The sequence below is a fragment of the Ruminococcus sp. CAG:57 genome (genome assembly GCF_000435935.1).
Lineage (GTDB): Bacteria > Bacillota > Clostridia > Oscillospirales > Ruminococcaceae > Hominimerdicola > Hominimerdicola aceti.
In genome coordinates, this window is sequence record NZ_FR890779.1 from 1,285 (window position 1) to 3,542 (window position 2,258).

A 2,258-nucleotide genomic window follows, 5' to 3' on the forward strand; every position below is an offset into this window, starting at 1 on the left:
GTATTTAGTGATAGTATCGATTAATTCCTCCATGTTAATCGGCTTGGAAATATGGTCATTCATGCCTGAATCCAGGGATTCCTGAATATCATCTATAAAAGCATTTGCAGACAAAGCTATAATTGGAATCGTAACTGCATCGGACCGCTCTATACCCAAGGCTCGAATGGCTTTTGCTGCTTGGTGTCCATCCATGTTTGGCATCATAATATCCATCAAAATAAGATCGTATGTGCCTCGTGGATGATTTTTAAACAAATCCACAACTTCTTTTCCGTCTGATGCGCGTGTTACGGTCACACCAGCATCTTCCAGCATCATCGTAGCAAGTTCAGCATTTAGATCATTATCCTCAGCCATAAGAACATGAATACCCGTCAAATCTCTATGTAGATGTTGTTTTTGTTCTGATTGAATAACCTGTTCTGACAACTCCAGTGGGATCTCCACTGTGAATGTAGAACCTACACCTTTTTTGCTCTCAACAGCGATCGAACCGCCCATCATATCCACATATTTTTTTGTGATGGCCATACCAAGACCGGTTCCCTTATATTGGGTTCTGGCATTAGCATCATCTTCTTGTGAAAACGGATCGAATAATTTTTTCTGGAACTCTTCGCTCATGCCAATACCGTTATCACGAACAACATAACGAGTTATGATATGTTTCTCATCCGCTCCTGGGTAACTGCTGATATCCAAAGTGATCTTTCCGCCGTCATTTGTGAATTTCACAGCATTGCCAAGAAGATTCACCAAAACTTCTCGGATACGCGCAACATCCGCAAGGACATATGGGTTCTTTGGGATTTCTCGATGTACTTCAAACTTAAGATCTCGATTATAAAGAAGTCCATTCATAATCGCCTGGACGTTATCTGTCAATTGAGTAATGTCCACCGGCTCGGGCGAAATAGTAACTTTTCCACTTTCAATGCGAGTAAAATCCAGAACGTCATTCAACAAAGAGAGAAGATGATTCGAACTTTTTTGAACTTTCTCCAAGCTATCATGAATATCTGAAACCGTGTTCTGGTGAAGCGCAATGTTTGTAAATCCAATAATGGCATTCATCGGCGTTCTGATGTCATGGCTAATACTAAGCAAAAACGCAGATTTTGCTTTGTTGGCAGCATCTGCTTCCTCAGCGGCGGTCATTAATAATTGTTTTTGTTTTTGCTCTTCTGCCTTGCTTTTCTGGTAAACATAATAGGTATATAGACAAATCAAAAGCAATACAGCCCCTGCGACTAAACCGCAGATGATGGAAATATGATTCGTCTCTTCAACCATTCCATAAGCTGATTGCATATCCATTTCAATGCAAAATGCGCCAATGATTTCTCCTGTCCCATCATGATTTGCTCTTACAGGATAGCAAGCCGTAAAAATCGGGCCCCATGTTGTATCAATGATATCCTGAGAGTACACATTTTCCCCAGAAATAGCCCTATCAATATACGGGACCATTTCTTCCTCAATATAATCTCCAGGGTGTCTTACATCATCCGCATCCGAATCCAAACCGTCTACCACATAAACGAGTTTTCCTTCTTCATTTTTTGTAGCGGTATAAATATATCGAGTAGAATTCAGTGTTCTGATTTCATTAAAATATGAAGAAATATCCTTATATAATTGCTTCTTTTCATCAGATTGATCTTTGATTTGATCAAAATCTTCTTTGCCGATTCTTCCATTCACAAGTTTGTGTACTGCATCTGCACTCGCTGTGTCACGTATGATTTCTGTTTCAAGGGCGGTCTTAGTGTAAGAACTTTGCAGAATAAATGTGTACAACGCTATTACAAAAATCGTCAAAAGCCCCGCAATCACAAAGATACTGCCTGTATTCTTCAGCCTAAGGAGTTTTTTTAAATTAATTCCTTCTTTTGTTTTCTTCATGCTGCTCATTCACATCCTTTAAATCCCAATTTATCGTTCATCCCTAACCTCTATAATTTCACCTACAAAAACAATATGTGGTTGCCAGCCTCCATTGAAATCGGGATATACTTTTGGCAAAAAATGTTAATTTTGCCTCTTTATAGGTTACTCCCTGACCGATTTCAATAGGAGTCAGTCTTGCAGGATTGGTTGTCACCCTTTTTCATTTTCCAAAAATCATCCCAAAATGCCTGACATCTAATCCACTGTCTCAAATTGTGACATCTAATCCGAGGTTACAAGCTGACACATATTTTCGCAGTAGACTGGTTCTTATTTACCTTTCCTTGACATCAACACTACCATCT

The 2,258-nt window shown here is 39.3% G+C and carries 1 protein-coding gene; it reads right to left on the minus strand.

Going from position 1 to position 2,258, the window contains the following annotated elements; genetic code table 11:
- Window positions 1-1,908 (minus strand): ATP-binding protein (locus tag QVO88_RS10040; RefSeq protein ID WP_288177989.1); only part of this gene is annotated, 1,908 nt, incomplete at its 3' end.
- Between the last annotated feature and the right edge of the window lie 350 nt (window positions 1,909-2,258).